Genomic DNA, 26,279 nt, shown 5'->3' on the forward strand with positions numbered 1-26,279 from the left:
ATTCCTTTAATAACCTGGCCTGGGGGTTGGCCCCTGGGTACAGGTTTGTCTGCGTTTTTATGAGGTCATCAGGCGGACAACCGGGGCTTTGTAAGCCCCGGTTGTGTTGTAGCGGATTTTCGATAATGGCCCGTTGATATGGATCAGGGCCGAGGGCGGTTCAGGCGTTTTGCAGGTAGTGCGTGGCGTCGAGTTCGATCATCACCGGTTGACGGGTGTCGACCAGGCTTTGCAACAACCCGTGCAAGGCCTGCGGCGTGTCGGCCGTATGGTGGGCAACGTGGCAGCTGCGGGCCATCGCGGCAAAGTCCGGGGTCAGGATATCCACCCCCAACGGCGTGATTTCCCGGGCCTGCATATAGTCCCGGATCTCGCCGTAGCACTGGTTGTTCCACACCACCAGGATCACGCCGATGCCCGCCTCACGGGCCGCGATCAGTTCGTTGCTGGCAAACTGCAAGCCACCATCGCCGACCAGCGCCACCACCGGTCGCTCGGGCTTGGCCAGCTTGGCGCCGATCGCCGCCGGCAAGCCATAGCCGAGGGTGCCGTAGCCGGTGCCGGCGTTGAACCAACTGTTGGCCGCCGGCGCCTGGTAGCCCACCGCGCCCTGGTACACCGGCTGGGTCGAATCGCCGACGATCAACGGGTCGACCAGGCTGTCGCGCAGCAGGTCCAGCAAGCCTTGCAGCCCCTGTTGCTTGGCGTTCCAGCTCGCGCGCTCCTGGCGGTTGACGCGCTGCACGCTGTCCTGCGCCCAACGCCCGCTCGGGGCTGGCGGGCGGACCGCCGCCAGCAGCGCCTGCAAGCCTTCGCGGGCATCGCCCACCAGCCCGACATGGGCGCGCTGCACGCCCATGACTTGCATCGGGTCGATATCCAGGCGGATCAGCGGTGCCTTGAATTTCAGTGGGCCAAGGCCGAAGAAATCGTAGTCGGTTTCCCCCAGCTCCGTGCCCACGGCGAGGATCACATCGGCCTCGTCAAACAACGAACGGCCATGTTTGGAGGACTGCACGCCGTCCAGCAACAACGGGTGGCCCATGGGCAGCAAGCCACGGGCATTGGTGGTCAAGGCCACCGGCGCTTGCAGGCGTTCGGCCAGTTGCTGCAAGACTTCGGCGCAATCACGGGCGCCGCCGCCAGCGAGGATCAGCGGCCGCCGCGCCTCATTGAGCAGGCTCAACGCCGCCCGCAGCGAGGCCGGCGCCGGGGCCGGGGCGCCTGGCAGGCTGCGGGGCATCAGGTTGAGGTCCACGGCGGGCATGTCCAGCACATCCAGGGGGATTTCCAGATGCACCGGACGTGGGCGCGCGCACTTGAACACGGCGAAGGCGCGGGCCAGCAGCTCCGGCAATTGCTCCGGCGCTTGCAGGGTATGGCTGAACGCACACACACCAGCGACCATCGCGCGCTGATCGGGTAGCTCGTGCAGATGCCCGTGGCCCAGGCGCAGGTGTTCGCGGCGGTTGGTGGTGGAAATCACCAGCATCGGCACCGAGTCGGCATAGGCCTGGCCCATGGCGGTCAGAATATTGGTCATGCCGGGGCCGGTGATGATGAAACACACCCCCGGCTTGCCGCTGGCGCGGGCGTAGCCGTCGGCCATAAAGCCGGCGCCCTGCTCATGGCGCGGGCTGACATGGCGCAGGCGGCTGCCATGCAGGCCGCGGTAGAGCTCGACGGTGTGCACGCCGGGGATGCCGAACACGGTGTCGACCCCATAACCTTCCAGCAGGCGAACCAGGGACTGGGCACAGGTGGTCATTGCTCATTTCCTTCTTATTGTTCTGTGTCGATTGGCCAGACCTTAGGGTGCGCTCCGAGGGCGGACAAGCAAAAAATTTACCGGCCATTGGCAAAAAAAATTCACGGATTGCCGCGCGTCAAAGCCCGCCACCCAGCTGCGATTTCACCCACTCGCCAAATGCCTGTACCACCGGGCGCTCGACTTTCTGGTGGTCGGCCACCAGGTAATAGCCACGGTTGGATTCGATCTCGGTCTCGAACGGCCGCACCAGCAAGCCCCTGGCCAGGGCCTCGCCGCTGATCAGGTTGTCGCCCATGGCGATGCCCTGGCTGGCGATGCACGCCGACTGCACAAAGTGCGCATCGGCAAACACGATGCCGCGCTGCACATCCACATTCGGCGCCCCGGCGGCGGCCAGCCATACGCGCCAGTCGGAGTAGTCGATCATGTGCAGCAACGGCGCGCCGGCCAGGTGTTCCGGGGTCTTCAGGCCGCCCATGGTGTTGACCAGGCGCGGGCTGCACACCGGGAAGTAGCGCAGCGAAACGATCTTCTGCACATGCTGGTTGGGCCAGTCGCCCATGCCATAGGCGATAAACAGGTCGGCGCCATGGTCGCTGGTGTCATCCGGGGTGCGCGGCGAAATCAGGTGCAATTCGACCTGTGGATAAAGGGCCTGGAAGTCGGCGATATGGGTGCACAGCCAATAGGTGGCAAACCCCGCCGGGCTGCTGATGCACAGGCGCCCGCTGACCTGCTGGCCATCGAAGCGCTGCCCGGCCTCAAGGATATTGGCCAGCAGCCCATGGATATCGCGGGCATAGCGTTCGCCTTGCCAGGTGATGCGGATATTGCGCCCGGTGCGCTCGGTCAGGGCAAAACCCAGGGTCTGTTCCAGGCTCTTGATCTGGTGGCTGATGGCGCTGGGGGTGAGGTTCAGCTCGGTGGCCGCCTCGGACACGCTGCCCAGCCGGGCCACCGCGTCCAGCGCCCGCAAGGCGGTCATGGAGGGGTAACGCATGGAGGTTCACCTGCTCAAAGATACCCGCACCATAGCCGCAATCGCGCCGCAGACATAGCCGCTGGCGAACGGGACAGTTGAATTAAATTTCAATATCGAGCGAAAAATGCTCGATTGACCTCAAGTGGCCAGTGGCTATTCTCGATCCTCATCACTGCATGCCTGTGCAGCTTTGCGCAGGAGCCGGCTCCTGCAGAAAACTGCCTAATCTACAAAAATAAAGAGGGATAACCCTTGAACCCAGTCACCCCGGTGGTCGCCATCGATGCTCTGCACAAGAGCTATGCCGCGCACCATGTTCTCAAAGGCATTTCCCTGCGCGCCAACGAAGGCGATGTGGTGTCGCTGATCGGCTCCAGCGGCTCGGGCAAAAGCACCCTGCTGCGTTGCATCAACCTGTTGGAAATCCCGTGCAGCGGCAGCCTGCGCATCAACGGCGAGGAAGTGCGCCTGAAAAAGGACCGCGCCGGCAACCCGCTGATCGCCGATCCTGACCAGGTGGCACGCCTGCGCACGCAACTGGGCATGGTGTTCCAGAGCTTCAACCTGTGGCCCCACCGCACCGTGCTGGAAAATGTCATCGAAGCACCGGTGTATGTGCTGGGTGAAGACCGCAAGGACGCCATCGCCCACGCCGAGCACCTGCTGGAAAAAGTCGGCCTGGCCAGCAAGCGCGATACCTTCCCGGCCTTCCTGTCCGGTGGCCAGCAACAGCGCGTGGCCATCGCCCGCGCCCTGGCCATGCGCCCGCGCGTCTTGCTGATGGATGAACCCACCTCGGCCCTCGACCCGGAGCTGGTCGGCGAAGTGCTGAAGGTGATCCAGGGTATCGCCGAAGAAGGCCGCACCATGATCCTCGTCACCCACGAAATGGCGTTTGCCCGCGATGTATCGAGCAAGGTCATGTTTTTGCACCAAGGGTTGGTTGAAGAAGAAGGCACGCCCCAACAAGTCTTCCACAACCCCACCAGCGAGCGTTGCCGCCAGTTCGTCATGGCCCAGGACAATCGCGTCTGAACTGCCGCTTCCATCCTTCAAAACAATAACTTCGAAAGGGTCAAGCCATGCACAACTCTCTGAAATCCCTCGCCGCCGGCTGCGTGCTCGCCGTGCTGTCCCACAGTGCGGTTGCCACCGACAAAATCGTGTTCGGCATCGCCCTGGAACCCTACCCACCGTTTTCCGAAAAAGCCGGCAATGGCGCCTGGAGCGGGTTCGAGCCGGACCTGATCAAGGCCCTGTGCGAGCGCCTGCAAGCCCAATGCCCGCTCAAGGAAGTGTCCTGGGACGGCTTGATCCCGGCGCTGCAATCGAGCCAGATCGACGTGATCCTCAACTCCCTGAGCATCACCGAAGAACGGGAAAAGGTCATCGACTTCACCGCGCCCTACTACCAGACCCCGGCCATGTGGGTCGCCGACAAGAGCCTGGAGCTGGTCACCACCCCCGAAGGCCTCAAGGGCAAGCTGATCGGCGTGCAGGGCTCGACCTCCAACGCCACCTACCTCAAGGCCTACTACGCCAAGGGCTCGACCCTGCGCTACTACAACACCCAGGACGACATGACCGCCGACCTGCAAAGCGGGCGCATCGACGTGATGCTCGCCGACGCCCTGACCATCGAGCCGATGCTCAAGTCCGCTGCCGGCAGTGGCCTGGCCGACAAGGGCCTGGCGCCCAAAGACCCGCTGTTCGGCTCCGGCATCGGTGCCGCCGTGCGCAAGGGTGACACCCCGCTACGCGAGCGGCTCAACACCGCGCTGGCGGCGATCAAGGCCGATGGCACCTACGACACCATTCGCAGCCGCTATTTCAGCGTCGATATTTCCGCGCAATAACGTCCAACGGAACGCGCCATGATTTCTTTGTCCGAACTCACCCAGTTGTTCGTCGCCGACGGCTGGCTCAACGCCCTGCTCCAGGGCGCGGTGGTGACCTTGCAGATTTCCGCCGGGGCCTTTGTGCTGGGCCTGGGCATCGGCCTGCTGGTGGCTATGATCAAGCTCAAGGGCCCCCGCTGGATGGTGCGCCTGGCCAACCTCTACACCACGCTGTACCGCGCGGTGCCGGAGCTGCTGCTGATTTTGCTGCTGTATTACGCCGGCACCGACCTGCTGAACATGGCGATGGCCGCCATGGGCCGCGACAGCGTGACGGTCAACGGTTTTATCGCCGCCGTGCTGGTGCTGGGTATCGTCCAGGGCGCGTATTCGGCAGAGATCATTCGCGGCGCGATCCAGGCCATTCCCGTGGGCCAACTGGAAGCGGCGCGGGCCTTTGGCATCGAGCGCTGGCTGCTGGTACGCCGGGTGTTGCTGCCCAGCATGCTGCCGTTTGCCATGGCCGGCCTGTCGAACCTGTGGCTGGTGCTGGTCAAGGACAGCGCGCTGATCAGCATCGTCGGCTACAGCGAGTTGCTCTCGGTGGGCAAACAGGCGGCCGGCTCCACCAAGCATTACCTGGTGTTCTACCTGGCGGTGGCGGCGGTGTATTTCATCATCACCCTGATTTCCAACGGCGCCTTCCGGGTGTTCGAGCGACGGATCAACCGCTGGATGCCGCAGCACTAAGGAGCGCAGCCGATGGACTTTTCATGGATCAACAGTTTTGCCAACGAACTGCTGCACGGCCTGGGTATCACCCTGAAGTTGCTGGCCTTGTCCGGGGTGTTTGGCTTCTTGCTGGCGGTGCTGGTGGCGTTGGGGCGCCTGTCGTCCAACCCACTGATCAGCGGGCCGTTGCGCGCCTATACCGCAGTATTCCGGGGCACGCCGCTGCTGGTGCAGATCTACATCCTGTATTACGGCGTGGGCAGCGTGTTTGCCAGCTACCCGCTGATTCGCGGCAGCTTCCTCTGGCCGTACTTGCGTGAAGGTTTCTGGTACGTGGCCCTGGCGCTGGTTTTGTGTGTCGGCGCCTATGTCGGCGAAGTGTTGCGCGGTGCCCTGCGCGCCGTGCCACGGGGAGAACTGGAAGCGGCGCGGGCGTTTGGCATGAAGCGCCTGATGGTGCTGCGCCGGGTCTGGTTGCCACGGGCCCTGGAGTTGGTCAAGCCGACGCTGGTGGGCGAAACCGTGCTGCTGCTCAAGGCGACTGCGCTGGCCTCCACCGTGGCCGTCACCGACCTGCTCGGCGCCGCCAACCTGGTGCGGGCGCAGACGCTGCGGGTGTACGAACCCCTGTTGGCGGTGGCGGTGATCTACATTGTCCTGGCGTTCGTGATCGAACACGCTTTCTCGCGCTGGGGCAAAGTCCCGCAGCGCCAGGCTTGAATCAATTTTAGGAGAACAAGGATGCGTTATTCACCGTTTGTCGAGCGCATTAGTGGCGAGTCCGTCAGCGCCTGGGATATTCACTACGCCGCCGTCGAAGCCCGTGGCCGTGGCGAAGATGTGATTGTGTTGAGCGTCGGCGACCCCGACTTCGCCACAGCCAGTGCCATTTGCGAAACCGCCGTCGACGCCCTGCGCGCCGGCGACACCCACTACACCCACGTCCTCGGCCGACCGGCCCTGCGCGAGGCGATTGCCGCCAAGCAAAGCCGCCTGCAAGGCATTGCCGTACACGCCGATAACGTGGCCCTGGTGGCCGGCGCGCAAAACGGCCTGTTCGCCACCTCGCTGTGCCTGTTCAGCCAGGGTGACGAAGTGCTGGTGCCGGAGCCGATGTACCTGACCTACGAGGCGTGCATTCACGCCTCCGGTGCGCGCATCGCGACCATCGAGCAACCGGCGGCCAACGGCTTTCGTCTGACCCGCGCGGCCCTGGAAAAAGCCATTAGCGCCAAGACCCGGGGCATTGCCCTGGCCACGCCGTGCAACCCCACCGGCAATGTCTACAGCCGGGAAGAGCTGGAGCTGGTGGCCGAAGTCGCCCGTGAGCACAACCTGTGGGTGATTTCCGATGAGGTCTACGGGCAAATCACGTATGACCAGCCACACCTGAGCATCGCCTCTCTGCCAGGCATGGCCGAGCGCACCGTGGTGCTCAACAGCCTGTCGAAAACCCACGCCATGACCGGCTGGCGCGTGGGCTGGGTGGTGGCGCCAACCGCATTGGTGGGCCACCTGGATAACCTGCTGCTGTGCATGCTCTATGGCTTGCCCGGGTTTATCCAGGAAGCGGCGATCAAGGCCCTGGAGCTGGATGACGAGGTGGTGAGCGACGCGCGCACGGTGTATCGCCGCCGGCGTGACCTGGTGGTGGCCGGCCTGGGCGGCATTGCCGACCTCGATTGCCGCGTGCCCCAGGCCGGCATGTTTATGCTGGTGGACGTGCGCCGCACCGGGCTGTCGAGCATGGACTTTGCCTGGCAGCTGTTCCGCGCCACCGGGGTGTCGGTGCTCGATGCCCAGGCGTTTGGCGCCAGTGCCGAAGGCTTTGTGCGCATCTCCTTTACTGTCGCCGACGACACCCTCAAAGACGCCTGCCAGCGGATTGCCGGGTTTGTCGAGGGCCTGCGCGCCAACCGCTGATTATGTGAACACTGGGATTGATGTGGGAGCAGGCAAGCCAGCTCCCACATTTGATCTTTGCTCGTCTTGAATATTGAGGTTTCCCCCGTGACCGCTTCCGACCAATTCACTTCCACCCACTCCGTTGTCGGCGAGCACGCTGACCTGGTGCTGCACCACGGCCGCTTCTACACCCTCGACCCGGCCCAGCCGTGGGCCGATGCGGTGGCGATTCGCGGGGGACGTTTTATCGCGGTGGGCACACTTGCCGACCTGCAACACCTGATCGGCCCGCAAACCCGCCAACATGACCTGCTGGGCGCTTTCTGCATGCCTGGCCTGCACGATATGCACACCCACCCCGACCTCGCCCTGGCGCCACGCTACAGCGATAACCTGGACGTGGGCATCGAAGACCCCACCCCCGAACAACTGGCGGCGGCGATCCACGCCTACGCCGATGCCCACCCAGGCGATGGCTGGATCTACGGCCAGTACTGGGTGCGCTACACCTTCCGCGAAGCCGGGCTGACCCCGGGGCGCGAATGGCTCGACAGCATCATGCCGGACCGCCCGGTGGCGCTGCTGGACCGCATGTGGGGGACCATGATGGTCAACTCCTGCGCCTTGAAACTGGCCGGCATCGACCACCACACCGCCGACCCGCGCAACGGCTATATGGAGCGCGACGAACTCAGCGGCGAGCCCAACGGCCTGATGATCGACGGCGCCTACGCGCTGATCCACGCCGCCATGCCGCCGACCCCGGTGGCAGTGCTGCGCCGGGCCTATCGCGACGGCGTGCACTTCCAGAGCTCGCGTGGCGTTACCGCGACCAAGTACGTGCATGTCTGCGAGCGGCGCCTGGACGCCCTCAAGGAGCTGGACGACGCTGGCGAGCTGAGCGTGCGTGTGGAAGCGGCGATCAGTTGGCAGGACGATATCTTCCCGGTGCGCCGGCGCTGGGAATTGCTCGGCGGCGAGCGTCACTACTATCGCAGTGCGCGGCTCAATGCCAATGCGGTGAAGTTTCACTTCGACGGCACTGTGGAGCCCAAGTCTTCGTACCTGATGACGCCCTGGGCCGCCGACTCCACCTGGCGCGGCAAGCTCAACCTGACCCCGGAACATATCACCGACATGGTGGTGGACATGGACCGTCGCGGCCTGCGGGTGATCGCCCATTGCACCGGCGACGGCGCGTCCGATGTGTTCCTCGATGCCGTGGCCGAGGCGCGGCGGGTCAATGGCGACAGCGGCATTCGTCATCAATGCGCCCACAGCACCCTGCTGCACCCGGGCAACCTCAAGCGCTTCAAGGCCCTGAACGTGATCGCCGAGTTCTCCCCGGCGGCCTGGTACCCGACGCCGTTTGCCAGTGGCGCCCGCGCAGGTTATGGCGCCGAACGCCTCAAGCGTATCTACGACTTCAAAGGCGTGCTGGCCGAGGGCGGCCTGGCGGTGATGGGCACCGACTGGCCGGTGGCCTCGATTGACCCGTGGTTGGCCCTGGAAACCATGGTCACCCGGCAAAACCCATGGAACCAGGAACCGGACTGCTTCGGCGAACCGATCACCCTGGAGCAGGCGCTGCAAGTGGCCACCCTCAACGGTGCCCACGCCATGGGCCTGGAGCATTCCACCGGCAGCCTGGAAGTGGGCAAGTGCGCCGACCTGATCGTGATCGACCGCGACCTGTTCGCCCAGCCGGCGCGCAATTACATCCACCAGACCCAGGTGCTGCTGACCTTTGTCGATGGCCGCCCGGTCTATGACCGTCTCAACGCGTTTGCAGACACGGCATTGCAAGCTGTGTGGCAGGGCCTGCCGCCGGTGATCGAATGAATAACGATAGCATTGCGGTCACGGTGGTCTCGGGCTTTCTCGGCGCCGGCAAGACCACCCTGCTCAACCGCATCGCCCAGCAGCCGCAACATGGGCGCATGGCGGTGATCGTCAATGACTTTGGCGAGCTGAATATCGATGCGGCGATCATCGCCGAAGTCACCGACGCGGTGTTCAGCCTGCAGAACGGTTGCATCTGCTGCACGGTGCAAGAGGACCTGCTGGCGCAACTGGTGAGCCTGAGCCAGATGCGCCCACGCCTGGACCGCATCGTCATCGAGTGCAGCGGCGTGTCGGACCCGCAGCGCATTGTGCAGACCCTGGGTTATCCACAGCTCAAGGCGCACCTGCACCTGGATACGGTGATCACCCTGGTGGACGCCAGCGGTTACCGGGGGCTGGAGGGTGAATTCGCACGCCTGTCCCGCGCCCAGGTGGCGTGTGCCGACCTGGTGCTGCTGAACAAGGCCGACCTGGTCAGCGCCGCCGAACTGCACAGCCTGCGCGCCGAGATCGGGGCGCGTACCCGGGTGATCAGCACCGTCCAGGCGCAGATCCCCGACGCGCTGTTGCTGGGCGAACGCAGCGCGCGCAACGGCCTGACGCCAGTGCCGGCGCCGCACCACGAACTGTTTGAAAGCTGGACCTGGCAAGGCACCCAGGCCCTGCCGGCCAAGGCCCTGCGCGATTGGTTGGGGCAACTGCCCAAGGATTTGTTCCGCCTTAAAGGCCTGGTGCATTTGCAGGGCAACGACCAGCCTTTCTGGCTGCAACATGTGGGCAACCGCAGCCAGTTCACCTTGGCCGGCGGCGAGCATGCGCAAGATTGCGCGCAACTGGTGTTTATCGCCCGACGTGGCAGTGGCCTGCGGGAACGGCTGGAAACGCAATTGCAGGAGATGCAGGGCCTGTAGCCGCGGATGACGATGAAGGCAGAGTGCCGCCTTGACCTTGCTACCCTGGCCCTTGAAAATGCCCGACGCTTTTCCCGTCTCCCCGCTTACAGAAGTAGTGAAATTTCAATGTCCGATTCCCGTACCGAAGAATCCGTAGTCACCTTGCAATCCAAAGCTGAATACGAAAACGCCATCAATCTTTCACAGCATGTGCCAGCGGCCAAGAACATCAGTGAAATGGTGCTGGACGCATTCCATTCCTCCAAGGAAAGCGAGCAGATCCGCCAATTGCGCGTGGCCATCCGCCAGGCCCACGACGCCTTCGACGATGACCAGGCCTATGAACTGATGGGCCAGCTCAAGCAGCTCAAGGACGCCGAAGCCGCCGACAACGCCGCCCTCGAAGACCTGAGCAGCAAGTTCTCGATCAACCGTATCCTTTCCAGCTTCAAGGACGACCCAGAGTTCCAGGAGCTGGTCTACGGCCTGGCGCTCAAGGTGCTGAACCAGACCCACCAGGCCATCAGCAACCCAAGTGCCGGCAAGGGCAAGGCTGCGCGGGCGAAGAAGGAAGCGGAAGTGTTTGTGATCAGCAAGGATGGCATCAGCGTCACCCTGCCATTGCGCACACCGCGCTCCAAACTCAATGTTGACCGCGAGGCGCTGGAGTTCCTCGGTTTCAGCTTTGTGGGTGAAGGGGATGAGGCAGAGCTTGAGAGCGAGAGCTTTGTGGATAACTCCGGTGCCGAGCAGCCACTGACCCGCAAGAGCATCGTGACCGCACTGCAACAGCAGACGGCGTTTGACGGTTACAGCATCGCCCAGCAATAAGCCTTACCCCCAAAAGTGTGGGAGCGGGCTTGCCCGCGATAGCGGTGGGTCAGCCAACACATGTATCGACTGATTCATTGCTATCGCGGGCAAGCCCGCTCCCACATGGGGGGCTGTGGTGTTTTGAGGCCGCACAAAAAAGCCCCGCTCTTCTCTCGAAGGCGGGGCTTTTTATTGCATCCCAACTCAGTGGGCGTAAGTCAGCAACAACTCTTTCGGCACCTGGAAATCCAGGGACATCATCACGCTCAAGGCGGTGATGGTGAAGATCGAGAAGACGAACAACTTGCGCGCCCAGACGGTGTCATCCACCGCCTTGTAGCCGGTCCAGGCCATGTACAACCAGTACATGCCCATGGCGGCGGCGACGGCAAGGTAGCTCATGCCGGCATAGCCACTGAAGGTCAACATCAAGGTCGCCACGAGGAAGGCCAGGATGTAGAGCAGGATGTGTTTCTTCGCCACCTGGATGCCGCGCTTGACCGGCAATACCGGAATCGAAGCCGCCAGGTAGTCGTTGAAACGGAAGATCGCGATGGCATAGGAGTGCGGCATCTGCCACAGGCTGAACATCACCAGCAGCACCAGCGCCGCCATGTCGAAGCTATTGGTCACCGCCACATAACCAATCACCGGCGGCATCGCCCCCGACAGGCTGCCCACCAGCGTGCCGTGCACCGACTTGCGCTTGAGGTACAGGCTGTAGAGGCCGACGTAGATGACAAAGCCGATCACGGCAAACAACGCCGCCAGCGGATTGGCCACCGTGTACAGCAACGCCACGCCGGCAACACCGAGGACGGTCGCAAAGATCAGCGCCAGTTTCAGGGAGATAAGGCCCTGGACCAGCACGCGGTTCTTGGTGCGCTCCATCTTGATATCGATGTCACGGTCAATGCAGTTGTTGAACACGCAACCGGATGCCACCACCAGGGAAGTGCCGATCATTGCCGCCAGGAAGATGGCCAGATCGACATGCCCCTTGGAGGCCAGGAAGAAACCGCCTGCCACAGAAAGCACGTTACCGAAAATGATCCCCGGTTTGGTGATTTGGATAAAGTGCTTAAGCGACATCGGGTCTTACCTCACTTCGCCATCATGTAGGTGTGGATGCTGAACATGATCCACAACGACAGGCCGACCAGCAGCAGGATCACAATGGCCGTGAACACAAACGCCACCACGTTGTTACGCTGGGCCTGGGAGCGGTCCAGGTGCAGGAAGTAATACAGGTGGACAACCACCTGGATCACCGCGAACAACAGCACGATGGCCAATGTGGTGGCCTTCGGCAGGGTGGGGTACATCACCAGGCCGAACGGGATGACCGTCAGGATCACCGACAGGATGAAGCCGATCGCGTAAGACTTTACGCTGCCATGGCTTGCATCATGGCTGTCATGGGAGTGTGCATTAGCCATTACAGAGTCCCCATCAAGTAGACAACGGTGAAGACGCAGATCCAGACCACGTCCAGGAAGTGCCAGAACAGGCTCAGGCAGCTCAGGCGGGTCTTGTTGGTCGACGTCAGGCCATGCTTGTTGACCTGGTACATCATGATCGCCATCCAGATCAGACCGGCGGTGACGTGCAGGCCGTGGGTGCCGACCAGGGTGAAGAACGCCGACAGGAAGCCGCTGCGGCTAGGCCCGTAGCCTTCGGAGATCAGCACGTGGAACTCGTTGATCTCCATGGCGATAAAGCCAAGGCCGAGCAGGAAGGTCAGGCCCAGCCACTTGAGCACGCCCGCCTTGTTGCCACGGAAGAACGCCAGCATGGCGAAGCCGTAGGTGATCGAACTGAACAGCAGCAAGGCGGTTTCGCCCAGCACGTAATTCAGCTCGAAGATGTCGTGGCCCGACGGGCCACCCGCTACGTTGTTTACCAGTACCGCGTACACCGCGAAGATCGACGCAAACAGGATGCAGTCGGTCATCAGGTAGAGCCAGAAACCGTATACGGTCATCTCGCCCGCGTCGTGGTGGTCATCGTGCCCATGGTCATCGACATGGGCGTGTCCAGCATTGGTCACTAAGTTCGACATGGTTTAAGCCTGTTCCAACGAGGTTTCAACACGGTTGGCCGGAATCTTCTTCTCGGCTACCAGGCGAGCGTGCTGCTCGGCTTCGATGCGCTCGATCACGTCGACCGGCACCATGTAGCCCTGATCATCCCGCGCCGCGTGGATCACGAAATAGATCACGGTGCCCGCCAGGCTAGCGATGGCCAGCCACCAGATGTGCCAGATCATCGCGAAACCGAAGACCGTCAACAGCGCGCCCATCACCACGCCAGTGGCGGTGTTGTTCGGCATGTGGATCGGCGAGTAGCGCACAGGACGCTGGTACGCCGTACCGTTTTCCTTGGCTTCGGTGAACGGGTCGATGGTCTCGGCCTTCGGCAGCACGGCGAAGTTGTAGAACGGTGGTGGCGACGAGGTCGACCATTCCAGGGTGTGCGCATTCCATGGGTCGCCGGAGTCGCAGGCGTTTTGCTTGCGGTCACGGATACTCACGTATAGCTGGATCAACTGGCAGGCGATACCGAACGCGATCATCACCGCACCGAACATGGCGACGTACAGGTACGGCACCCACTCAGGGTTGGTGGTGGCGTTCAGACGACGGGTCATGCCCATGAAGCCCAGTGCATAGAGCGGCATGAACGCGACGAAGAAGCCGGTGATCCAGAACCAGAATGCCGCCTTGCCCCAGCCTTCGTGCAGCTTGAAGCCGAACGCTTTCGGGAAGTAGAAGCTGAAGCCGGCGATGTAGCCGAATACCGCACCACCGATGATCACGTTATGGAAGTGCGCGATCACGAACAGGCTGTTGTGCAGCACGAAGTCAGCACCCGGGATGGCCAGCAGTACGCCGGTCATGCCGCCGATGGCGAAGGTCACCATAAAGCCCAGGGTCCACAGAACCTGGCTGGTGAAGCGCAGGCGGCCGTGGTAGATGGTGAACAGCCAGTTGAATAGCTTCACCCCCGTCGGGATCGAAATCAGCATCGTCGCCAGGCCGAAGAAGGCGTTGACGCTGGCCCCCGAACCCATGGTGAAGAAGTGGTGCAACCAGACCATGAAGCCCAGTACGGAGATCGCGCCCGAGGCGTAGACCATCGAGTGGTGACCGAACAGGCGCTTGCCGGTAAAGGTCGAGATCACTTCGGAGAAGATACCGAACGCTGGCAGGATCAGGATGTACACCTCAGGGTGACCCCATGCCCAGAACAGGTTCACGTACATCATTGGATTGCCACCAAGTTCATTGGTGAAAATGTGGAAATCCATGTAACGGTCAAGCGTCAGCAGGGCCAGGGTCGCGGTCAGGATCGGGAACGAAGCCACGATCAGGACGTTGGCCCAGGTGCAGGTCCAGGTGAAGATCGGCATGTCCATCAGTTTCATGCCTGGGGTACGCATTTTCAGCACGGTGGCCAGGAAGTTGACCCCCGTCAGCGTCGTACCCAGCCCGGATAGCTGTAGCGCCCAGATGTAGTAATCCATCCCCACGCCCGGACTGTATTGCAGCCCCGACAACGGCGGATAGGCCACCCAACCGGTCTTGGCGAATTCGCCGACGCCCAGGGACAGGTTGATCAGCACCACGCCGGAAACCAGCAGCCAGAAGCTCAGGGAGTTGAGGAACGGGAACGCAACGTCACGCGCACCGATCTGCAGCGGCACTGCCAGGTTCATCAGGCCGGTGAAGAAAGGCATCGCCATGAAGATGATCATGATCACACCGTGGGCGGTGAAGATCTGGTCATAGTGTTCAGGTGGCAGGTAGCCAGGCGAACCCTCGGTGGCCATGGCCAACTGGGTCCGCATCATGATGGCGTCGGCAAAACCACGCAGCAGCATGACCATGGCGACGATGATGTACATCACGCCGATTTTCTTGTGGTCGACCGACGTCAGCCACTCGGTCCACAAGTAGGTCCACTTCTTGAAGTAGGTGATTGCCGCAAACAGTGCCAGACCACCCAGCGCGATCATGGCGATGGTCACCATCACGATCGGCTCGTGGAATGGGACCGCGTCCCAACTTAATTTACCAAACATCGTTTACTCCTCTGCCCCGGCAGCTGAATGCGAATTTGCGTCCGTCCCTTCCACAGCAGCCACTTCTTTCTTCTCGTGCTTGACCGGCTTGCCTGGCTTCATCCCTTCATACTTATCGATGATTTTCTGAAACAGGTCCGGCGTGTACGAGGAGTACAGCTCTACAGGGTTGTTCTGGCTTGGCTTGGCAAGGGCTTCGTATTCAGCTTTTTCAAGCTGTTTTGGTGAGCTCTTGGCTTCTTGTACCCAGGCGTTGAAGTCTTCCTGGGTGGTGGCGATTGCTTTGAATTTCATGCCGGTAAAGCCCGCGCCACTGTAGTTGGCGGAGATACCGTCGAGCTCGGCGTTCTGGTTGGCAATCAGGTGCAGCTTGGTCTGCATGCCCGCCATCGCGTAGATCTGGCCACCCAGGCCCGGGATGAAGAACGAGTTCATCACCGCGTCCGAGGTCACTTTGAAGTTGATCGGGGTGTTGGCCGGGAACACGATCTTGTTGACGGTGGCGATCCCTTGCTCGGGATAGATGAACAGCCACTTCCAGTCCAGCGCGACCACTTCGATAGTGATAGGCGCCACGTCGGATTCCAGCGGACGGTAAGGGTCCAGCTCGTGGGTCGACTTATAGGTGATGTAACCCAGGGCGATGATGATGAGTACAGGGACCAGCCACACCGCGATCTCGATCTTGGTGGAGTGCGACCACTTCGGCGCGTAGGTCGCCTTGGTGTTGGACGCGCGGTATTTCCAGGCGAACGCGAAGGTCATCACGATCACCGGCACCACGACCAACAGCATCAGCAAAGTAGCGGTGATGATCAGGTTACGTTGCTCCACGCCGACCTGACCCACAGGGTCGAGCAGCGTCCAGTTGCAGCCTCCCAGCAATAACATGCCGAAAAGCGGCACTATGCCTAGTAATCGGGTGTACCTGTTTTTACTCATCTCACGACCTCTAAAGCAGCTTGCGCAATGCAGTTGGGTTTTGATCGCCAACACTTCACCCTGCCAAGGGTTGGCATTTCTCTTCGATTGAATAAGGGCCTGCCCGGCGCTTCATGCGCTGATCGACACGTCCAGGTCTGGCGGTGAATTCTTATTCGATTTCGTTGGTCAAAGGCCTTGTTACAGACCAATTCCATTTGGTGCGGATAGTTGAAAGGCTGCCGGCACCTGGGGTCGCATGAAGCAATGTTTCCGCCTCTCGACCGCCCTATTTGCTCAGGGTTGAGCAGCACCGGACACTCAGTGCGGGCGATTGTAGTTAGCTAGCGATGTATAAACCATGACTTATAAAGAAATAATTTTTATCGATTCCAGCAATAATCCTGCGCCATTGTTGCAAAGGTTCGGGATCGTATCGCGTTTGATTCTCAACAAAAACCACAAAAAATGCCGTGTTATTGCCCATTATGTCGCACCCGGGGGCCCTCGCCAGGGTCGCCAAACCCCAGGCAAGCCCACTGAAAACAAGGCATTCACAGATCACTGGATGTTCTGTAGGGCACGCCGTCTGCGGGGTCGACCAGGGTGGAAAGTGACAGCTAAAAGTGCCTGGCCACTGGTCGATTAAGCGTCGTGGCGCGAGGTGGGAAACGTCCTGCGGCACCTTCAGTGTGACAACGTGTCGCACGTTGCGCGTAACCATTCTTGTCCAGCGTCACGGCCGCTTTATAAAATGCCCACACACAAAAACGCCCCGGCCTGCATCCGCAGGGCCGGGGCGTCTTGTCGAACGATTTAAGCGTTGTGCTTGCGATTGCGGTAAATGCCCAGCGGCACCAGGATCACCGTCAATACGAACGCCACCAGCGCCCACTGGGCCAGGGACAAGCCCAGCACCGGCGGGTAGGGCGTGCTGCAGAAACCATCGACCTGGAAGCCCAGGGGGAAGATCTTGGCCAGGGGCAGGTCATCGACAATCGGCTGCAGCACGTCGATGCCACAGCTGATGGCCGGATAGAACTGGGTATACACATGATGCCCGGCGGCCGCGACGCCCCCAAGGGCGCTGAGCACCACCAGCACTTCAAAGACCGTGACACTGCGCTGGGTGCGCATGGCCGCGCCGATAAAGGCAAAGAGCGCAATCAGCAACAAGGCATAGCGCTGCAGGATGCACAGTGGGCATGGCGCTTCGCCCAGCACTATCTGCATATAGAGCGCGCCACCGATCAGCGCCAGGCAGATGATCCCCAGCAACACCAGGAAGCGCCGCTCGCGCCCCAACCGCATTTCGTCAATCATCCCCGTTTCCCTTTGCCTAATGATGGTTGTGCCAATGGCCGCAAGTTTACACGCAGGAGGTGAAAATTTAGCAGTAGGCAGCGGGATCTTAGACAGGGGCGGGTTAACGACACATTAATGGGATGGTCTTTCGGACGCCATCGCGGGCAAGCCCGCTCCCACATTTGAATGTATTCACAAGTCAAATTGTGGGAGCGGGCTTGCCCGCGATGGCGGTTTAAAGACCTGCGGCTTATTCCAGCGCCGCCGCCGGCCCGAAGAACTCATACCGGCTCTGCTTCTCCGGCACGCCCAGGGCCTTGAGGTGACGCTTGACCGCACTCATAAAGCCCTTGGGCCCCAGGAAGTAGGCATCCACATCACGCTCCTCGGGTAGCCAGGCCGCCAGTTGTTCCTGGGTCAGCATGCCGATTTTGTCCGCCGCCGGGCTGACGCCGTCGTCTTCGGCATAGCAGTAGAAGCGCTGCAATTGCGGATGACGTGCAGCCAGGGCATCAACCCAGTCACGGAACGCATGCACACTGCCATTACGCGCGCAGTGGATAAAATGCACCGGGCGCTCGGTGGCCAAAGCCGCTTCCAGCATCGGCAAGGTGGGGGTGATGCCCACGCCGCCGCTGATCAGCACCAGGGGTTTGTCGCTGGGCACCAGGGTAAACTCCCCCGACGGCGGGAACAGGTCGATAGTCGCGCCCACATGCATCTGGTCATGCAGGTAATTGGACACACGCCCGCCCGCTTCGCGCTTGATGCTGATGCGGTACAGGCCGGCATCGGTGCGCGCCGACAATGAATAGTTGCGGCGCACTTCTTCGCCATCGATCAGCAGCTTCAAGCCAATGTACTGGCCGGGCTCGGCGGCGAGGATCGGGCCGTTGTCCACCGGGGCAAAGTACAGGGAGATGATTTCACTGCTCTCCTCCACGCGTTTGACCAGCAAAAACGGGCGCGCCCCGCGCCAGCCGCCAACGGCCTGGGCTTTTTCGTCGTAGATGGCGCTTTCTGCACCGATCAGGATATCGGCCAACTGACCATAGGCCGCGCCCCACGCGCTCATCACTTCAGGGGTGGCGATTTCGTCGCCCAGCACCTCGGAAATCGCCCGCAGCAGGCAGCTGCCGACAATCGGGTAATGCTCCGGGAGGATTTGCAGGGCCACGTGCTTGTTGATGATCTTGGCCACCAGGTCGCCCAACTGATCCAGTTGGTCGATATGCCGGGCGTACATCAGCACGCCATTAGCCAGGGCCCGGGGCTGGTCGCCGCTGGCCTGGTGGGCCTGGTTGAACAGCGGGCGTACTTCGGGGTACTCGGACAGCATCATGCGGTAGAAGTGGGTGATCAGGGCTTCGCCACCGCTTTCGAGCAGTGGCACAGTGGACTTGACGATGGCACGGTCTTGAACGCTAAGCATGGGAGACTCCTGAGCCTTTGAGGCTTCTGACTGACTGCCTTGTGATACTCAGTATTCATGCCAACTAATAATTCGTTATTTATCAATAGGTTAATTTAAAAGTAGTCAATATGACTTCCTACACCTTATAGTCATTAGGACTACAAGGAGTCATTATGACTGCACACTCCCTGCTCACGACCCTACTGCCACTGGTGGCCGACCTGTCCCGCGAACTGCCGGAAGGCGAGCGCTACCGACGCCTGCTGCAAGCCATGCGCACCCTGCTGCCGTGCGATGCCGCCGCGCTGTTGCGCCTGGACGGCGAATGGCTGGTGCCGCTGGCCGTGGACGGCCTGAGCCCGGACACCCTGGGCCGACGCTTCAAGATCAGCGAACATCCGCGCTTTGAGGTGCTGTTGAGCAGCCCCGGCCCGACCCGTTTCGACAGCGACAGCGAACTGCCCGACCCCTACGACGGCCTGGTCGATGGCCTGCACGGGCACCTGGAGGTCCACGACTGCATGGGCTGCCCGCTGTTTGTCGACGACCGACCCTGGGGCCTGCTGACCCTGGATGCCCTGGACATCGAACGTTTCGAGCGCGTGGAGCTGGACGCCTTGCAGGCCTTTGCCAGCCTCGCCGCCGCCACGGTCAATGTGGCCGAACGCATGGAACACCTGGCCCTGCGCGCCGAGGACGAACACCAGCGCGCCGAAATCTATCGCCAGGCCAGCGGCCAGCAGCACAAGGAAATGATCGGCCAGAGCAAGACCCACAAGCGCCTGGTGGACGAAATCAAGCTGGTGGGCGGCAGCGACCTGACCGTGTTAATCACCGGCGAGACCGGGGTGGGCAAGGAACTGGTGGCCCAGGCCATTCATGCGGCCTCGCCCCGTTCTGAAAAACCGCTGATCAGCCTCAACTGCGCCGCGCTCCCGGAAACCCTGGTGGAAAGCGAGCTGTTCGGCCATGTGCGCGGCGCCTTTACCGGCGCGCTGAACGAGCGCCGGGGCAAGTTCGAGCTGGCCAACGGCGGCACCTTGTTCCTCGATGAAGTGGGTGAGTTGTCGCTGACGGTCCAGGCCAAGCTGTTGCGGGTGTTGCAAAGCGGGCAGTTGCAGCGGTTGGGTTCGGATAAGGAGCATCAAGTGGACGTGCGCCTGATCGCCGCCACCAACCGCGACCTGGCCGAAGAGGTGCGCAACGGCCGCTACCGCGCCGACTTCTATCACCGTTTGAGCGTATACCCCCTGCAAGTCCCGGCCTTGCGTGAACGCGGGCGCGATGTGCTGCTACTGGCGGGGTTTTTCCTTGAGCAGAACCGCTCACGCATGGGCCTGGGCAGCCTGCGCCTGACCAGCGATGCCCAGGCGGCGTTGCTGGCTTATGGCTGGCCCGGGAATGTGCGGGAGCTGGAACACTTGATTGGCCGCAGCGCGTTGAAGGCCCTGGGCAATTGTCGGGAGCGGCCGAAGATCCTCAGCCTCAGTGCCAAGGACCTGGACTTGCCCAATGAGTCTGCGCCCTTGATAGAAGAGCCCGCCGAGATCGCGGTGGTGACCGGCGATCTGCGCCAGGCGACCGAGCACTACCAACGGCAAGTCATCGGCGCCTGCCTGGAACGCCACCAGCACAACTGGGCCAGCGCCGCCCGCGAACTGGGCCTGGACCGTGCCAACCTGGGGCGCATGGCCAAGCGCCTGGGCCTGAAGTAACGCGGATCACCCTGTAAACGCGGACTTATGTGGGAGCGGGCTTGCTCGCGATAGCGTTGGATCAGCCAATACATGTGTTGCCTGACGCACCGCTATCGCGAGCAAGCCCGCTCCCACATTAGATCTGTTTCGCTTCCAAACACGTATTCACAGGCGCCGCTACCCGCGGCTTACGAAACACCAACACATTCCCCAGCATCACCAACACCAACCCGGCCAGCGCCGGGGCGGTCCATTGGTAGCCCTCGAACAGCGCCGAGACGTTCAGTGCCACCACCGGGAACAGCACCGTGCAATACGCCGCCCGCTCCGGGCCCATGCGGCCGACCAGGGTCAGGTACGCGGTAAAGCCGATCACCGAACCGGGGATCACCAGGTACAGCAACGAGCCGATGTAGCGGGTGTTCCACTCCATCTCAAATGGAATGCCCTGCACTACGCAGTACAGCGCCAGCATCGACGCACCATAGGCCATACCCCAGGCGTTGGTGGTCAACGGCCTGAGCCCGGCTTTCTGTTGCAGGCTCGACAGCATATTGCCCGCCGAGAAGCACAGGGTGCCCAACAGGGCCAGGCCCAGGCCCAGCAGTGTCTCGGGGCTGGCGGTGTGCCCGGCCAGTTCCGGCCAGAACAGCAAGCCCAGGCCCAGCAGCCCGAGACCACCGCCCAGCAAGACATTGCGCGCAACTTTCTGGCCGAAGAACACCCGGGCATTCAACGCATTCCACAGTGTCGCGGTGGAGAACACCACGGCCACCAGGCCACTGGGGATCCACTGGCTGGCCGTGAGAAAGCACATGAAATTCACACAAAACAGGCACAGGCCCTGGGCCAGGCAGATCAGGTGCCCACGGCGGTTCATCACCTGCAGTTTGCGACTGAGCAGCAGCAACCCAAACAGCACCAGCGCCGCCAGGCCGAAGCGATAGACAATCGAGACCGGAATTTCCACCACGCCCAATTGCCACTTGAGGGCAATCCAGGTAGTGCCCCAGATCAGCACGGTCAGTAAGTACAAGGATAGGTTCATGGCGCACTCCGGTGGTTGAGCCACAGTGTCGCCCCGCCTTGCTGCCGGGCACTTGCAGATTCTTGCGCTTTTGTCGGGCCGGGGGCTCACAGCGCCGGCCGCCGGGAGTAGGATGCAAGGCGTCGGAGAGAGCCCCCATGTCTGCACTGGAAAACCTGCAAGTCTTCAAAGCCCTGAACAGCTCGCCCAACGCTCGCCTGGAGCTGTGCGCCGAGCTCGGCGATGGCTTGTCCGCCGCTTTATGGAGCAACCACCACGACGCCCAGGATTACCAGGCCCCCAGCCATCACACGTTGTCCTGCTATGTGGGCGGTGGCACCGGGACGTTCCGCCGTGGCCAGCCCGGCACCAAGGGTGGCCCCGACAAATTGTGCATCCTGCCCGCCGAACATCAGTCGGCGTGGGTGATCAACGGCGAAATCCGCCTGGCCCATGTGTATTTCAGCCCGGAGCAATTCGCCCTCGGTTGTATCACCCTGCTGGACCGCGAACCCCGTGCCCTGCAACTGCGTGAAAGCACCTTCCTCGAAGACCCGCAGCAAGCGCGGCGCTTTCACCAGTTGATCCGTCTCAATTGGCAGGAGCCGGCCGAACGCCTACTGACCAGTAGCCTGGCCTTTGAAATGCTCAACCACGCCTTGCTCAGCCAGGTTGGCCTGCGTGAAGGGTTGCGGGTCAAGGGCGGGCTGGCAGCGCACCAGCGCCGGCAGTTGGTGGACTATATCGAGCAGCAACTGGCCGAGCCGATCAGCCTGGGGCAACTGGCGGGGCTGTGCGCCTTGTCGCAATACCACTTTGCGCGGATGTTTCGCGAAAGCTTCGGCCTGCCGCCCCATCAATATGTCCTGGCCCGCCGCCTGGCGCGGGCCCAGGCCCTGTTGCGCAGCGGCTCATTGGCCCTGGGGGAGATTGCCCTGGCGTGCGGGTTCTCCAGCGCCAGCCACTTTACCAACCGGTTTCGCCAGGCGATGGGGGCGACACCGGGGGAGTATCGGCAGGCGTTCCAACCCTAGAGGCCCGACACAAAACCAATGTGGGAGATACTTGTGTGGGAGCGGGCTTGCTCGCGATAGCGGTGTGCCAGTCACCCGATGCATTGGCAGACCTACCGCCATCGCGAGCAAGCCCGCTCCCACATTTTTTGATCGGGTTTCAATCCAGGCGTTGCGCCAGGACCACGGCCAGTCGATCTTCCAACGCCTTGATCCGACTGCCCTCCACCACATAGTTATTGGTCAACATCGAAAACACCAACCGCCGCCCATCCGCATCAGTGATGTAACCCGTCAACGAAGACACCCCACCCATCGACCCCGTCTTGGCCCGCAGGTTGTTTTGCGCCGCTGTCCCACGCAGGCGGTAACGCAGGCTGCCGCCGTCCAGGCGATCCGGGTTGCCGGCGATGGGCAGCGCGGCGTACCAGGCGTTGAACCACGGCTGTTTGCCCATGGCCAGCAACAGATCGGTGAAGTGCTGCGCCGACATCAGGTTACGTCGCGACAACCCCGAGCCATCCACCTGGTTCAACGTTGCCGGGTCCAGGCCCTGGCGCTTGAGAAAGCCGGCCACCGCCGCAACCCCGGCTGCCGCCGTACCGGCATTCGCCTGCTGGCGCCCCATGGCCTTGAGCAATGCTTCGGCCATGCTGTTGTTGGACAGTTTGAGCAAGGGCCTGATCAATGCCTGCAAGGGTGCCGATTCGTGCACGGCCAGCACGGTTGCCGTCGCCGGACTCACGCCGCCGATCACCCGCCGCCCCTGCACCGTGATGCCCTGCTCTGCCAAAGCCCGCTCAAACAGATTGGCCACCAGTTGCGTCGGCTCCCACACGCTGACCCACTGACGACTTTGCGTCCCCGGTTTCAAGGCGCCACTGAGGCGCAGCAAGTTGCTGCCATGCTGGCGATTGAGCCCATAGCTGTTGCCCGGGCCGCTGACCGCCAGGTTACTCAGCTGCACATAATCGGTAGGTGGGCTGAGGGTGACGCCCAGCGGCTGGCCGACCGTCGCGGGTGCCCTGGCCGTGACGATCAAGGTGCCCGCATCAAAATCGGCATTGGGCGACACGGTCAGCGCGGAAATCTGTGCGCCGTAATACTTGTCTTCGTCATCGTGGGCCCAATCCACCCCCAGGCGCTCGGCGTCGAACCAACTGTCATCGAACACCAGGTCGCCCTCGATCTGCCGGATCCCCTGCGCGGCCAGGCTCGCCGCCAGGGCCTGGTAGTCCGCCCACTGGATCGTCGGGTCGCCCAGGCCCCGCAGGTACAGGTTGCCCAGCAGGCGCGCGCCCTGTTGGCGGCCATTGCTCAACAATTGCGTAGAAAACCGATACTGCGGGCCCAGCACATCCATGGCCGCCGCCGTGGTCAGCAGTTTCAGGCTGGAGGCCGGCACCAGCCGCGTGCGCGGGTTGTGCTGGTACAGCGTGCTGCCACTGCGGGCATCACGCACCATCAATGAAACGCTGGCACCGGCCAGGGCCGGGTCGGCCAGCAATTGGTCCAGCGCCTGCTCGCGGGTGTTTGAAGGCGTGGCACAGCCACCCAATAACAGGCTCACGCCCACCAGCATTGCACTGGTATGTATCCATCGTCCCCACTGCATCAACACGTCCCGGCCATCATCAAAGAGCGCAACGCTAGCAGCTCAGGCCGCCAGCGTCATCGCCTGCAATAGCCCGGCAGCCCGTCCGACGATTCTGCGCGTGGGTGATCCTGGGATTCAGGCGGCGTGGTGATCATCAACGGGGTTCAGAGGGTCGCCAAAGCCGCAACGGGGCTGGCCAGCAACCCCACGCCCGCCAGGATCAAGGCCAGCCTTGGCCGATACGGCAACAGCAACACCAGCAACAGCCCACTGAGCATCAATACCGCGCACCAGTCCACCAGGCCCCGGCTCCAGCCGGCCAAGTGCACCGCCGGCCAGATCGACAGCCCCAACAGCAACCACCCAGCCACGCGCAACCCCAGGCGCCGCGGTGGCGAGGGCTTGCTGTGCAGCAACTCGCCGTGGTGACGGTCCAGGGACAGGCACAGCGCAACAAAGCCTGCGTAGCACAGCAACAAGGCCAGCAACATCAGTGCACCTCGCCTTTAAGGGCCAGTGGGCGGGTGCGCTCGGCCCGGGGTTGAGGGGCGCTGCGCAGCTGCATCTTCCACGCGGCCCAGGCCAGGAACACACCGCTGCCCAGGCAGGTCAGGTCAAAGCCGGCCATGGCCCAGTCGCCCTTGGCCAGCGATACGCCCAGGTGCTCGGACGTGGTCAACGCGTTGAGCAGCGGCACGCCGATAAACAGCACGGCGCCCAGGCCCAGTTGCTCGACCCAGGCCCGGCGGCCACGACGCAGCATGGCGTGGAGCAGGGTCAGGCCCCAGGCGATAAAGAAGCTCTGCACTTCCCAGTCCGAGCGCTCGGCGAAGGTCGCCGGCAGCAGGCGATTGGCCCAGAAAAACACGGCGATGGCGATGACCAGCCCGGACATGCTGGCAATGTTCAGCACTTCCACCAGGCGCAACTCAAACGGCATCACTCCAGTTTTTACATGCTTGAGCTGACGCTTGCCCAGCCAGATCACCAGGCCAGTACCAATCATCGCCGTGCCCGCCAGGCCGCAGATAAAGTACAACCAACGCAACACCGGGCCAGCGAAATGGCCCATGTGCAGGCCATAGAAGCTGCCGCTGATCGCCATTGGCAGCGACTGTTCGGCACTCACCCGCAGCAATTGGCCGGTGGTGCCATTAAAGGACACGGTGCTGCCGAAATCATGCACCACCCGGTCGGAGCCGGCGCGGGAGACATTGACCGAGGCATTCACATCGCCAGGGTTGTTCACCGCCAGCCGCCCCACATGCCCACCGTCCCACTGCGCCCGCGCCTGTTCCACCAGCGGCGCCAGGGGCAGCAGTTTGCCCGGCTGGCCAAGGGCTGGCGCGTTGTTGGTGGCCGGGAACAGTTCATTGAAGAAGGCGCGGGTGCCGCCGTCATAGGACGCAAGGATGCTGGCGGGCATGACCATGGTCATGAAGATCACCAGGCTGCTGTAGGTGATCATCAGGTGGAACGGCAACACCAGCACGCCGACTGCATTGTGCCCATCGAGCCAGGAGCGCTGGCCCTTGCGCGGGCGGAAGGTGAAAAAATCCTTGAAGATTTTCTTGTGGGTGATGATCCCGGTAATCAGCGCGACCAACATCACCATCGCCGCGATGGTCGACAACCAGCGGCCCCAGGGGTGGGGCATCTGCAACTGGAAGTGGAACCGGTAGAAGAACTCGCCGCCCATGGTTTCCCGGGCCTGGAGTTGTTCGCCGGAGACCGGGTCGAGCATTTTCTCGATGAAATTGCCGCGCCGGCCGGGGTCGACCTGGTCTTGCCACATCACCGACAAACCGGGGTCGCGGCTGTTGGGCAGGCCGATAAACCACCGCGCCGCCGTCGGGGCGTGCTGTTCCAGGTAGCGTTGCGCCACGGCCACGCTGCGCCCATCGTCCACCGTATGCGCTGGCACTTCCGGTTGCATCCAGTGGGTGATTTCGCCCTTGAAGTAAGCCAGGGTGCCGGTGAGGAAAATCGCGAACAGCAACCAGCCGAAGATCAACCCGGTCCAGGTGTGCAACCAGGCCATGGCCTGACGGAAACCCTCTTTCATGGCTGTGCCATCCAGTAGGCCAGGCCAGCCAGGGTGGCCAGTATCGCGCAGGGCACCAGCACGCCAAACCAGGCGCGGGCCGCACTGCGGCAGGCAAAGCACCAGATCACCGCCAGCAGGTAGAACACAAAGGAACTGAGCATGCCGCTGACCACGGCATCGACACGGGCGATGGGCAGCCACAAGGTCAGGCACACGCTGGCCAGGGACGCCAGCCCATAACCGCCGACAACAGCCGCCAGCAGCCGCGACGTCACACCGAGCCGATAGGAAAGAGGAAGGGATGCTTTGCTTTTCATGCCAGTGGCACCTGGTTTATCAGGGGCTGGAGTTTAATGATAATTATTCTTATAAGCAAAAGAGAACGGATGAAGCGG

General features: G+C 62.2%; 24 protein-coding genes and 1 pseudogene. 11 read left to right on the plus strand and 14 right to left on the minus strand.

Annotation, left to right across the window (positions count from 1 at the left end):
* Nucleotides 1-160: 160 nt before the first annotated feature.
* Nucleotides 161-1,768, minus strand: a complete 1,608-nt coding sequence (locus BLL38_RS11990) for a 5-guanidino-2-oxopentanoate decarboxylase (protein WP_076962772.1) — start codon at nucleotides 1,766-1,768, stop codon at nucleotides 161-163.
* 118 nt (nucleotides 1,769-1,886) lie between these two features.
* Nucleotides 1,887-2,771, minus strand: a complete 885-nt coding sequence (locus BLL38_RS11995) for a LysR substrate-binding domain-containing protein (protein WP_032857614.1) — start codon at nucleotides 2,769-2,771, stop codon at nucleotides 1,887-1,889.
* 234 nt (nucleotides 2,772-3,005) lie between these two features.
* On the opposite strand from BLL38_RS11995, the gene BLL38_RS12000 reads away from it, so the two are divergent.
* The 8 genes from BLL38_RS12000 (at nucleotide 3,006) to BLL38_RS12035 (ending at nucleotide 10,797) form a co-directional block, all read left to right on the plus strand.
* Nucleotides 3,006-3,788: an ABC transporter ATP-binding protein gene (locus tag BLL38_RS12000; RefSeq protein WP_076962773.1), complete on the plus strand. Its 783-nt coding sequence runs from the start codon at nucleotides 3,006-3,008 to the stop codon at nucleotides 3,786-3,788.
* Nucleotides 3,789-3,835: 47 nt separating this feature from the next.
* Nucleotides 3,836-4,609, plus strand: a complete 774-nt coding sequence (locus BLL38_RS12005; protein ID WP_076962774.1) for a transporter substrate-binding domain-containing protein — start codon at nucleotides 3,836-3,838, stop codon at nucleotides 4,607-4,609.
* A gap of 18 nt (nucleotides 4,610-4,627) precedes the next feature.
* Complete coding sequence (locus tag BLL38_RS12010; protein WP_057437878.1) at nucleotides 4,628-5,341, plus strand: ABC transporter permease; 714 nt, start codon at nucleotides 4,628-4,630, stop codon at nucleotides 5,339-5,341.
* Nucleotides 5,342-5,353: 12 nt separating this feature from the next.
* Nucleotides 5,354-6,043 (plus strand): ABC transporter permease, encoded by a 690-nt coding sequence (locus tag BLL38_RS12015; RefSeq protein ID WP_076962775.1) that lies wholly within the window; start codon nucleotides 5,354-5,356, stop codon nucleotides 6,041-6,043.
* Nucleotides 6,044-6,064: 21 nt separating this feature from the next.
* Nucleotides 6,065-7,246, plus strand: coding sequence for a pyridoxal phosphate-dependent aminotransferase (locus BLL38_RS12020; protein ID WP_076962776.1), 1,182 nt, complete (start codon nucleotides 6,065-6,067; stop codon nucleotides 7,244-7,246).
* 87 nt (nucleotides 7,247-7,333) lie between these two features.
* The gene (locus BLL38_RS12025; RefSeq protein ID WP_076962777.1) at nucleotides 7,334-9,070 is read left to right on the plus strand and encodes an amidohydrolase; all 1,737 of its coding nucleotides are present in this window, start codon (nucleotides 7,334-7,336) and stop codon (nucleotides 9,068-9,070) included.
* The gene (locus BLL38_RS12030; RefSeq protein WP_076962778.1) at nucleotides 9,067-9,984 is read left to right on the plus strand and encodes a CobW family GTP-binding protein; all 918 of its coding nucleotides are present in this window, start codon (nucleotides 9,067-9,069) and stop codon (nucleotides 9,982-9,984) included. Before BLL38_RS12025 ends, BLL38_RS12030 begins: the two co-directional genes overlap by 4 nt.
* A 108-nt stretch (nucleotides 9,985-10,092) precedes the next feature.
* On the plus strand, nucleotides 10,093-10,797 hold the full coding sequence (locus BLL38_RS12035; protein WP_076962779.1) for a hypothetical protein: 705 nt from the start codon (nucleotides 10,093-10,095) through the stop codon (nucleotides 10,795-10,797).
* Nucleotides 10,798-10,983: 186 nt separating this feature from the next.
* Here the strand turns inward: BLL38_RS12035 and cyoE are convergent, their stop codons facing one another.
* The 5 genes from cyoE to cyoA are packed head-to-tail and all read right to left on the minus strand — an operon-like array spanning nucleotide 10,984 to nucleotide 15,805.
* Entirely contained in the window at nucleotides 10,984-11,871 is an 888-nt protein-coding gene (gene cyoE, locus BLL38_RS12040) for a heme o synthase (protein WP_029300217.1), read from the minus strand.
* Nucleotides 11,872-11,882: 11 nt separating this feature from the next.
* Nucleotides 11,883-12,218, minus strand: a complete 336-nt coding sequence (cyoD, locus tag BLL38_RS12045; RefSeq protein ID WP_076962780.1) for a cytochrome o ubiquinol oxidase subunit IV — start codon at nucleotides 12,216-12,218, stop codon at nucleotides 11,883-11,885.
* Nucleotides 12,218-12,841, minus strand: a complete 624-nt coding sequence (cyoC, locus tag BLL38_RS12050) for a cytochrome o ubiquinol oxidase subunit III (RefSeq protein ID WP_076962781.1) — start codon at nucleotides 12,839-12,841, stop codon at nucleotides 12,218-12,220. Before cyoC ends, cyoD begins: the two co-directional genes overlap by 1 nt.
* Nucleotides 12,842-12,844: 3 nt before the next feature.
* On the minus strand, nucleotides 12,845-14,863 hold the full coding sequence (cyoB, locus tag BLL38_RS12055; protein WP_076962782.1) for a cytochrome o ubiquinol oxidase subunit I: 2,019 nt from the start codon (nucleotides 14,861-14,863) through the stop codon (nucleotides 12,845-12,847).
* A gap of 3 nt (nucleotides 14,864-14,866) precedes the next feature.
* Entirely contained in the window at nucleotides 14,867-15,805 is a 939-nt protein-coding gene (cyoA, locus tag BLL38_RS12060; protein WP_076962783.1) for a ubiquinol oxidase subunit II, read from the minus strand.
* A 27-nt stretch (nucleotides 15,806-15,832) separates the two neighbouring features.
* Here cyoA and BLL38_RS31740 point away from each other — a divergent pair.
* Nucleotides 15,833-16,047 (plus strand): annotated as a pseudogene (locus BLL38_RS31740) (hypothetical protein).
* A gap of 553 nt (nucleotides 16,048-16,600) precedes the next feature.
* On the opposite strand, the gene BLL38_RS12070 reads toward BLL38_RS31740, so the two are convergent.
* A complete protein-coding gene (locus tag BLL38_RS12070) occupies nucleotides 16,601-17,107 on the minus strand; it encodes a disulfide bond formation protein B (RefSeq protein ID WP_076962784.1) in 507 nt (168 codons plus the stop codon).
* Nucleotides 17,108-17,339: 232 nt separating this feature from the next.
* Nucleotides 17,340-18,521 carry an NO-inducible flavohemoprotein gene (gene hmpA, locus BLL38_RS12075; protein ID WP_076962785.1) on the minus strand — a complete coding sequence of 394 codons (1,182 nt, stop codon included), beginning with the start codon at nucleotides 18,519-18,521 and terminating at the stop codon, nucleotides 17,340-17,342.
* Between the two features lie 155 nt (nucleotides 18,522-18,676).
* Here hmpA and norR point away from each other — a divergent pair, with 155 nt between their 5' ends.
* Nucleotides 18,677-20,218, plus strand: coding sequence for a nitric oxide reductase transcriptional regulator NorR (gene norR, locus BLL38_RS12080; protein WP_076962786.1), 1,542 nt, complete (start codon nucleotides 18,677-18,679; stop codon nucleotides 20,216-20,218).
* Nucleotides 20,219-20,336: 118 nt separating this feature from the next.
* On the opposite strand, the gene BLL38_RS12085 is transcribed toward norR, so the two are convergent.
* Nucleotides 20,337-21,248 (minus strand): DMT family transporter, encoded by a 912-nt coding sequence (locus BLL38_RS12085; protein ID WP_076962787.1) that lies wholly within the window; start codon nucleotides 21,246-21,248, stop codon nucleotides 20,337-20,339.
* A 137-nt stretch (nucleotides 21,249-21,385) separates the two neighbouring features.
* Here BLL38_RS12085 and BLL38_RS12090 point away from each other — a divergent pair, with 137 nt between their 5' ends.
* A complete protein-coding gene (locus BLL38_RS12090; protein ID WP_076962788.1) occupies nucleotides 21,386-22,261 on the plus strand; it encodes a helix-turn-helix domain-containing protein in 876 nt (291 codons plus the stop codon).
* 139 nt (nucleotides 22,262-22,400) lie between these two features.
* Here the strand turns inward: BLL38_RS12090 and dacB are convergent, their stop codons facing one another.
* From dacB to BLL38_RS12110, 4 genes are all read right to left on the minus strand, one after another.
* On the minus strand, nucleotides 22,401-23,855 hold the full coding sequence (gene dacB, locus BLL38_RS12095; RefSeq protein WP_076962789.1) for a D-alanyl-D-alanine carboxypeptidase/D-alanyl-D-alanine endopeptidase: 1,455 nt from the start codon (nucleotides 23,853-23,855) through the stop codon (nucleotides 22,401-22,403).
* Nucleotides 23,856-24,001: 146 nt separating this feature from the next.
* On the minus strand, nucleotides 24,002-24,328 hold the full coding sequence (locus BLL38_RS12100) for a DUF3325 domain-containing protein (RefSeq protein WP_076962790.1): 327 nt from the start codon (nucleotides 24,326-24,328) through the stop codon (nucleotides 24,002-24,004).
* A complete protein-coding gene (locus tag BLL38_RS12105) occupies nucleotides 24,328-25,902 on the minus strand; it encodes a PepSY-associated TM helix domain-containing protein (RefSeq protein ID WP_076962791.1) in 1,575 nt (524 codons plus the stop codon). Before BLL38_RS12105 ends, BLL38_RS12100 begins: the two co-directional genes overlap by 1 nt.
* Nucleotides 25,899-26,201: a DUF3649 domain-containing protein gene (locus BLL38_RS12110; protein ID WP_076962792.1), complete on the minus strand. Its 303-nt coding sequence runs from the start codon at nucleotides 26,199-26,201 to the stop codon at nucleotides 25,899-25,901. The genes BLL38_RS12105 and BLL38_RS12110 overlap by 4 nt, the downstream gene beginning before the upstream one ends.
* Nucleotides 26,202-26,279: the final 78 nt, after the last annotated feature.

Source organism: Pseudomonas gessardii (genome assembly GCF_001983165.1).
GTDB lineage: Bacteria > Pseudomonadota > Gammaproteobacteria > Pseudomonadales > Pseudomonadaceae > Aquipseudomonas > Aquipseudomonas gessardii.

What these genes read in the sequence shown, in the direction of transcription:
- cyoE (WP_029300217.1), bottom strand. Translation starts at nt 11,871, where the DNA reads ATGTCGCTTAAGCACTTTATCCAAATCACCAAACCGGGGATCATTTTC.
- BLL38_RS12105 (WP_076962791.1), bottom strand. Translation starts at nt 25,902, where the DNA reads ATGAAAGAGGGTTTCCGTCAGGCCATGGCCTGGTTGCACACCTGGACC.
- BLL38_RS12030 (WP_076962778.1), top strand. Translation starts at nt 9,067, where the DNA reads ATGAATAACGATAGCATTGCGGTCACGGTGGTCTCGGGCTTTCTCGGC.
- cyoB (WP_076962782.1), bottom strand. Translation starts at nt 14,863, where the DNA reads ATGTTTGGTAAATTAAGTTGGGACGCGGTCCCATTCCACGAGCCGATC.
- norR (WP_076962786.1), top strand. Translation starts at nt 18,677, where the DNA reads ATGACTGCACACTCCCTGCTCACGACCCTACTGCCACTGGTGGCCGAC.
- BLL38_RS12020 (WP_076962776.1), top strand. Translation starts at nt 6,065, where the DNA reads ATGCGTTATTCACCGTTTGTCGAGCGCATTAGTGGCGAGTCCGTCAGC.
- BLL38_RS11995 (WP_032857614.1), bottom strand. Translation starts at nt 2,771, where the DNA reads ATGCGTTACCCCTCCATGACCGCCTTGCGGGCGCTGGACGCGGTGGCC.
- BLL38_RS12090 (WP_076962788.1), top strand. Translation starts at nt 21,386, where the DNA reads ATGTCTGCACTGGAAAACCTGCAAGTCTTCAAAGCCCTGAACAGCTCG.
- cyoA (WP_076962783.1), bottom strand. Translation starts at nt 15,805, where the DNA reads ATGAGTAAAAACAGGTACACCCGATTACTAGGCATAGTGCCGCTTTTC.
- BLL38_RS12005 (WP_076962774.1), top strand. Translation starts at nt 3,836, where the DNA reads ATGCACAACTCTCTGAAATCCCTCGCCGCCGGCTGCGTGCTCGCCGTG.
- BLL38_RS12010 (WP_057437878.1), top strand. Translation starts at nt 4,628, where the DNA reads ATGATTTCTTTGTCCGAACTCACCCAGTTGTTCGTCGCCGACGGCTGG.
- BLL38_RS11990 (WP_076962772.1), bottom strand. Translation starts at nt 1,768, where the DNA reads ATGACCACCTGTGCCCAGTCCCTGGTTCGCCTGCTGGAAGGTTATGGG.
- BLL38_RS12035 (WP_076962779.1), top strand. Translation starts at nt 10,093, where the DNA reads ATGTCCGATTCCCGTACCGAAGAATCCGTAGTCACCTTGCAATCCAAA.
- BLL38_RS12110 (WP_076962792.1), bottom strand. Translation starts at nt 26,201, where the DNA reads ATGAAAAGCAAAGCATCCCTTCCTCTTTCCTATCGGCTCGGTGTGACG.
- BLL38_RS12015 (WP_076962775.1), top strand. Translation starts at nt 5,354, where the DNA reads ATGGACTTTTCATGGATCAACAGTTTTGCCAACGAACTGCTGCACGGC.
- cyoC (WP_076962781.1), bottom strand. Translation starts at nt 12,841, where the DNA reads ATGTCGAACTTAGTGACCAATGCTGGACACGCCCATGTCGATGACCAT.
- dacB (WP_076962789.1), bottom strand. Translation starts at nt 23,855, where the DNA reads ATGCAGTGGGGACGATGGATACATACCAGTGCAATGCTGGTGGGCGTG.
- BLL38_RS12070 (WP_076962784.1), bottom strand. Translation starts at nt 17,107, where the DNA reads ATGATTGACGAAATGCGGTTGGGGCGCGAGCGGCGCTTCCTGGTGTTG.
- hmpA (WP_076962785.1), bottom strand. Translation starts at nt 18,521, where the DNA reads ATGCTTAGCGTTCAAGACCGTGCCATCGTCAAGTCCACTGTGCCACTG.
- cyoD (WP_076962780.1), bottom strand. Translation starts at nt 12,218, where the DNA reads ATGGCTAATGCACACTCCCATGACAGCCATGATGCAAGCCATGGCAGC.
- BLL38_RS12100 (WP_076962790.1), bottom strand. Translation starts at nt 24,328, where the DNA reads ATGTTGCTGGCCTTGTTGCTGTGCTACGCAGGCTTTGTTGCGCTGTGC.
- BLL38_RS12085 (WP_076962787.1), bottom strand. Translation starts at nt 21,248, where the DNA reads ATGAACCTATCCTTGTACTTACTGACCGTGCTGATCTGGGGCACTACC.